This window comes from Bacillus sp. JJ783, from assembly GCF_036963225.1.
In the GTDB taxonomy this organism is placed as follows: domain Bacteria; phylum Bacillota; class Bacilli; order Bacillales; family Bacillaceae_G; genus Bacillus_A; species Bacillus_A cereus_U.
The window spans coordinates 71,434-78,223 of record NZ_JBALMG010000101.1 but is presented as its reverse complement, the minus strand read 5'-3'; the positions used below and the strand labels follow the sequence as shown (position 1 = coordinate 78,223).

The following is a 6,790-nucleotide window of genomic DNA, read 5'->3' as shown; positions in this document are numbered from 1 at the left end:
ATAATATATTTTGATTGAATTTTGAGAACGATAAATGTTGTGAAGATATGAGTAAAGGGGTAGTAAAAAATAGTTATTGTGATAACAGTTATGTTTTACTGAGCGCGTATAGTTTTGGTAAATCAAAATAGAGTATGAGAGTCTAATAAAGGCATTGGATGAAGGTGACAAGAAGACGGTTATACTTAATTGAAAGAAGAATATTTGGAACTTTTGAGGAAAAAGAATACTACTTGAACCATCAAAAGGCATTCTGGTTAGATGATTATGGTAATTAATATGGTAATGGTATACCTAAAAGATTATCTGAATTTAGTTGTACAAAGATCTATGTACTTAAAAATATTAAGAATGTAATAGAATTTTAGTGCACGAAAATTATTTAAACTGTATAGAAGGGGAAATGTCAGGGTGTGGAATATAAAAGAAGAAGATTTAGATAAATTTCGAATAACATGTCAAGGACGTTTAAGTCCTGAAGGTGCTACGGGTTTTATGCTTGGAACAATATTTTATATTTCAATATTTATGTTTATTATTTTTGTAGGTGATTTGAATTACTACAACAATTTTTTTGATAGAACAATTGTTAAAACTGAAATTGTGTTATTTAGTATTCAAATTATATTTTTAATTATATATCTATTTCCGAAAGCATGTTTTAAATTTCAAAAGTTACAAACGCTAATCGTATTACTATATGCGTTTCAACTTGGAACGATATTATTTGTAGTTTCGATTGTTTCTGAAATGGCTGATAATTCAATTGGTAGGATGTATACCGGGCTACTAGTTGTAGGAGCAGTTATTATCCATATTGCAGCAACGCTAGATACATTTAAACAAGCAAGTGAAGGTGCATTTAGTAGTGATGAAAGATCCACCTCGTTTTTTAGTAAGACAAAAGGAGCTGTGATAAAGGGGGCTATAATATATATATTAATACTACTTCTTCTGATGTATTTTCAAAATGATTATTCAATTGATTTTTTTGTTATGTATGGAGTAGGAACTGTTTTAATGTATGCGGTTGCAATCGGAGCGGCAGAATTCCAATTATTGGCGTACTGTAGATTTAAATTCAAGTCATTTAATATGTCATGGGAAGAGAATGAGAGAATGCGTGGGAGAATTCGAAAGCGAAATACAAAATCCAAATCGAAAAGTAAATAAGAGGGAAATAGAATTGAAGTGAATGAAAATTATTTAAACTGTATAGAAGGTGAAGAGCCAGGATGTGGGATATAAAAGAAGAAGATTTATATAAGTTTAGGATGACATGTAATGATCGTTTAAGTCCTGAGGGTGCTATGGTTTTCTTTATTGGAGGGATAGTTTATACTTCAGTATTTATGTTTTTTATTTTTATGGGGGGATTGGATTATTATCATACTTATTTTGATAAAACAATTGTTAAAACTGAAATTGTTTTATATAGCTTACAATTCATCTTTTTAATTCTATATTCATTTCCAAAAGCACGTTATAAATTTCAAAAGTTACAAACGCTCGTTGTATTATTATATGCATTTCAATTAGGTACAATAACATTTACAGCGTTGATTCTTCCTGGAATTTCTGAGGATTCAATTGACAGAATTACATTAATATATGTAGGTATGTTATTCCTAGGAGCAGTCATTGTTCACATTGTGACAACTATCGATACGTTTAAACAAGCGAGTGAAGGTGCGTTTAGTAAGGATGAAAGATCCATCTCATTTTTTAGTAAAAGAAAAGGAGATGTGATGAAGTGGGCTACAATATATGCGCTAATCCTGTTTATTTTGATATGTTTTCATAATGATTATGGAATTGATGTTTTAGTTCTTTATGCGGTAGGTATTGTTTTACTGTATACAGTAGCAATCGGAGCAGCAGAATTCCAGCTATTAGTGTACTGTAGATTCAAATTCAAGTCATTTAATATGACGTGGGAAGAGAATGAGAGAATGTGTGGGAGATTTCGGAAACAAAATAAGAAATTTAAAACGAAAAATAAATAATATATTAATAGAAACTTAGTGTTCGAAAAATAATTGAAACGTATAGAAGGTGAAAAAGCTGAATGTGGAATATAAAAGAAGAGGATTTAGATAAATTTAGGGTGACATGTCAAAGTCGTTTAAGTCCTGAAGGTGCGACGGGGTTTATGCTTGGAACGATATTTTATATTTCGATATTTATGTTCGTTATTTTTGTAGGAGGTTTGGATTACTATAACAATCTTTTTGATAGAATAATTGTTAAAACTGAAACTGTATTATACATTGTACAAATTATATTTTTAATTATATATCTATTTCCGAAAGTTTGTTTTAAATTTCAAAAGTTACAAACGCTAATCATATTATTATATGCATTTTAACTTGGAACAATATTATTTTCGGTTTCGGTTGTTTCTGAAATGGCTGATAATTCAATTGCTAGGATATATACAGGGCTATTATTTTTAGGGGCAGTCATAGTACATATTGTGGCGACAATGGATACATTTAAACAAGCAAGTGAAGGTGCGTTTAGTAGTGATGAAAGATCCACTTCATTTTTTAGTAAGACAAAAGGAGCTATGATAAAGGGAGCTATAATATATGTATTAATACTAATTATTTTGATGTATTTTCAAAATGATTATTCGATTGATTTTTTTGTTATGTATGGAGTAGGAACTGTTTTAATGTATGCGGTTGCAATTGGAGCGGCAGAATTCCAACTATTGGCGTACTGTAGATTCAAATTCAAGTCATTTAATATGACATGGGAAGAGAATGAGAGAATGCGTGGGAGATTTCGAAAACAAAATAAGAAATTCAAAACGAAAAATAAATAATATATTAATAGAATTTTAGTGTTCGAAAAATAATTGAAACGTATAGAAGGTGAAAAACTGAATGTGGAATATAAAAGAAGAAGATTTAGATAAGTTTAGGATGACATGTAATGATCGTTTAAGTCCTGAGGGTGCTACAGGATTTATGTTTGGAGGAATACTTTATAGTTCAATAGCCGTTTTTTCTATTATTGTATCAGGTGATTGGGATTACTGTATGGTTCTCCTTAATATAGGAATTGTTAAGCTGGAAGTGTTGTTATATGCTCTGCAAGTAATTTTTTTCATTCTATATTTATTTCCAAAAGCTCAATTTAAATTTCAAAAGCTACAAACAATTGTTGTATTATTAAATGCATTTCAAATGGCAACAATATTACTCGTAGTTTTGATTGGTACTAAAATGGCTAATAATTCAATTGATCAGATTACATTACTGTATGCAGGATTATTATTTTTAGGAGCAGTAATTTTTCATATTTTGACAACAATTGATACGTTTAAACAGGCAAGTGAAGGTGCATTTAGTATGGATGAAAGATCCGCTTCCTTTTTTAGTAAAGCAAAAGGAAAGATGATGAAGTGGGCTACATTATACGCAGTAACTATTCTTATTTTTCTATATTTTCATAACGATTATGGATTTGATACTTTAGGTATGTATGTAGTAGGGACCTTTTTAATGTATACGATAGCTATCGGAGCAGCGGAATTTCAGCTATTAACATATTGCAGGTTTAAATTTCCGTCATTTAATAAAACATGGGAGCAACATAGAAGAGAGACTCCGAGATATCAAAAGAAAAATAAAAAAGGTAAATCAAAACGTAAGGTGTAAAGGAAATTGGCAGAATAAATTTAAATGTCCGCCATTTAATATAACGTGGGAAGAGAATGAGAGAATGCGTGGGAGAATTCGAAAGCGAAATACAAAATCCAAATCGAAAAGTAAATAAGAGTGAAATAGAATTGAAGTGAATGAAAATTATTTAAACTGTATAGAGGGTGAAGAGTCAGGATGTGGGATATAAAAGAAGAAGATTTAGATAAGTTTAGGATGACATGTAAAGATCGTTTAAGTCCTGAGGGTGCAACGGTGTTTATGTTTGGAGGAATACTGTATAGTTCAATAGCTATTTTTTCTATTGTTTTATCAGCTGGTTGGGATTACTGCATAGCTCTTTTCAATGATATTGAAATTGTTAAGCTAGAAGTGTTGTTATATGCTCTGCAAATAATCTTTTTTATTCTATATTTATTTCCAAAAGCTCAATTTAAATTTCAAAAGTTACAAACATTTGTCGTATTATTGTATGCATTTCAATTAGGGACTATAGGGTTCACTGTTTTTATTGTTTTTGAAATAGCTAATTCTTCAATTGACCAGATTGCATTAATATATGCAGGGTTATTATTTATAGGAGCAGTTATTGTCCATATTATGGCAACAATCGATACATTTAAACAAGCGAGTAAAGGTGCATTTAGTATGGATGAGAGATCCACTTCATTTTTTAGTAATACAAAAGGAACTATGATGAAGGTGGCCACAATATACGTACTAATTCTACTTATTTTGAGTTATTTTCGTAATGATTTTGCCTTAGACGATTTTATAATGGGGGGTGTAGTAGGGAATATTTTAATGTATGCAGTGGCTATTGGTGCAGCGGAATTTCAATTATTAGCTTATTGTAGGTTTAAATTTCCGTCATTTAATAAAACATGGGAGCAACATAAAAGAGAAACTCCAAGATATCAAAAGAAAAATAAAAAAAGTAAATCGAAACGTAAGGCATAAAGAAAGTGTGTATTGTAAGTTTTGATGATGAAAAAGTAATAATTTATAGGAGAGTATTTGAACTACGAAAAGAAAATTTACTTATGTAAGGTGATTAAAGTGATTAGGAGATTATCTGATCGAAAATATAGAGAGTGTAGTGTGATGATGAAATGAACAAAAAAAGGGTTTCTAAAATGATTACTATCATAATAGCGACATAAGTGTGATGAATGTTTCATAAATATTTCTATTTGTAGTGGAAAGAATTTGAGAATAAAAATGTAGCCCCAATTGCTGGAGTGGATGCAACAATTGGGGCGTTTATCTGTTTAAATTTAGTTTGAATGCATAACATTTTTTAGTTAGAGTCATCGCTCCGTAAGTAGTTTCTTCCTCTTCATAATAACGGTGTGAAGATTTTGTATAATCTGTTTTTATTGCTAAGTTACAACTATTTCCGCTTTTAGAGTACCCCTTATTATCGATACATCGTCCACATTCCAATATCTTTAAAACCTAGTCGTTTGTAAATTCGTCCAGCAGCTGGATTGTTATAAAATAAACAAAGTGTTCGGCCTTCATTCGTAAAGTCTTGAATCATTTTTTGTAATATGAGTGAAGCGTATCCGCTTCCGCGGTAATTCGGGTGTGTACATACACCAACTACCATTGCGGATAATGAATTTTCAGCGGAAGTAGAGGCGGAAGTTAAGCCTGATGAGGTGTTATCTATGAGTGACCACTCTTTTAGTTATTCGTTTAGGAAAATTATAGAGGTTACAGGCTTGTGAGTCAATAACTATTCAGTTGGAACTTGTGAGTTAGTATTCGACAAAAAGAGGGTGACTAAATAGGCTAGCTCAGGTGGTATTGATAGGGAAAAATTGGGAATAAATAGAATAACTATTTATGAAAACTAAGAGGAGGAATATAAAATGTTTAAGTGGTTTAAGAAGTGGGGTAACTGGCACGATAATCTAGATCAGGCAGCTATTGAGTTTTATATCGGTGACGATAGAGTCGTTCTCATAGGTGCTGATGCAATGAACTTTATAGCTAACTTTAATAAGAAATACGAAACTCTATATGTTGAAAATAAATTAACTGGAACGAATATACGATTTAGGGTGTTTCATGTAAGTAGTTACAAGAGAACAACTTATAAAGTAGCAACTGGGAGGTAGCCTCCAAGTGTTAAAGACACGAGAGCGATACTAACGCATCCAGCTATAATGCTTCACACTAAATAGTTTCACGCACCCCTCGATGTGGTCGTTTCTCCCAAGTTGCAATATCGAACAGTTATGAAAGTATAACTATCTAGCTGCTTCCTCTGCAGTGAACAGTCACTATCGTTCCAGTAAACCCTCCCTAGTAACACTGTATAGAATACTGCATAATACCTACCCTATTCCCTGCGAGACCGCTATCTCCTATGTATATCTATACAGCAGGTACTCATAGATACCATACAGATAATTATACAGTATATACCCAGGTAGGTACACTGAGAGTAGATGGCTCTAAGGCTGACACCTCTTTAGTCTACTCATAGTTAGCTTTGTATAATCAGTATTATGTTAACTAGAGTGCGTATACTTGTTAGATGTAACAGTGGAGAGGATGGACGAGCAGTAACGCCTGTGAGATTCTCTGTGGAGTCAGTAACCCATTTGTACCACATCTAGGGGTAAAGTATCTCACAGGGCAATCTGGATATTCTCAGGGTTACTCCTGTTGGTCACTTTCTCGTTGGCTGACTGTCAGTAGCTCCTCTGGTGGTGTGCTCAGTGGGTACCCCATAATCAGGAGGCATAGGGGGGGGTACGTATACGCATGTAAACATATGTAGTAGAAATTTATTAGGAAAATCGGCTCCCAGTTAGTTACTAGTGAGCCAGCACCCTAGAGTTTTCCACCTCAGCAGTAAATTTAAAAAGTTAATCTCCCAACATCGAACCTTAGATGGTAACATTTTGTTACTTTCTAACAGGATACCTACAGGGTTTTATAAAATATTTATCTCCCAAAGTTGAACCTCCAGAGTCAGTCCCCAGTAGCACCCCCCCTAAGTTTCACCTACAGAGATCGGCTACCTCAGGTATTACTCAGGGACTATGCTCAACATAGGTCGTCCTCATAAGGTATTTAAATATATTCATATATGAGATAGTAAC

At 32.6% G+C, this 6,790-nt stretch carries 5 protein-coding genes and 3 pseudogenes; 7 read left to right on the top strand and 1 reads right to left on the bottom strand.

Annotated features, from left to right (window positions below; genetic code table 11):
* Window positions 1–90 precede the first annotated feature (90 nt).
* The 6 genes and pseudogenes from V7038_RS20830 to V7038_RS20805 form a co-directional block, all read left to right on the top strand.
* Window positions 91–184, top strand: a pseudogene (locus V7038_RS20830) (DUF3952 domain-containing protein); the annotation flags it as partial.
* 227 nt (window positions 185–411) lie between these two features.
* On the top strand, window positions 412–1,173 hold the full coding sequence (locus V7038_RS20825) for a hypothetical protein (RefSeq protein WP_002202228.1): 762 nt from the start codon (window positions 412–414) through the stop codon (window positions 1,171–1,173).
* Between the two features lie 62 nt (window positions 1,174–1,235).
* On the top strand, window positions 1,236–2,006 hold the full coding sequence (locus tag V7038_RS20820; RefSeq protein ID WP_335695599.1) for a hypothetical protein: 771 nt from the start codon (window positions 1,236–1,238) through the stop codon (window positions 2,004–2,006).
* A gap of 62 nt (window positions 2,007–2,068) precedes the next feature.
* Window positions 2,069–2,830 (top strand): annotated as a pseudogene (locus V7038_RS20815) (hypothetical protein).
* 61 nt (window positions 2,831–2,891) lie between these two features.
* Window positions 2,892–3,668 (top strand): hypothetical protein, encoded by a 777-nt coding sequence (locus V7038_RS20810; RefSeq protein WP_070128273.1) that lies wholly within the window; start codon window positions 2,892–2,894, stop codon window positions 3,666–3,668.
* A gap of 180 nt (window positions 3,669–3,848) precedes the next feature.
* Window positions 3,849–4,631: a hypothetical protein gene (locus tag V7038_RS20805; protein ID WP_002202225.1), complete on the top strand. Its 783-nt coding sequence runs from the start codon at window positions 3,849–3,851 to the stop codon at window positions 4,629–4,631.
* A 460-nt stretch (window positions 4,632–5,091) separates the two neighbouring features.
* Here the strand turns inward: V7038_RS20805 and V7038_RS20800 are convergent.
* Window positions 5,092–5,325 (bottom strand): annotated as a pseudogene (locus tag V7038_RS20800) (GNAT family N-acetyltransferase); the annotation flags it as partial.
* A 223-nt stretch (window positions 5,326–5,548) separates the two neighbouring features.
* Here V7038_RS20800 and V7038_RS20795 point away from each other — a divergent pair.
* Window positions 5,549–5,797, top strand: coding sequence for a polyprotein (locus tag V7038_RS20795; protein ID WP_335695598.1), 249 nt, complete (start codon window positions 5,549–5,551; stop codon window positions 5,795–5,797).
* The last annotated feature ends 993 nt before the right edge of the window (window positions 5,798–6,790 follow it).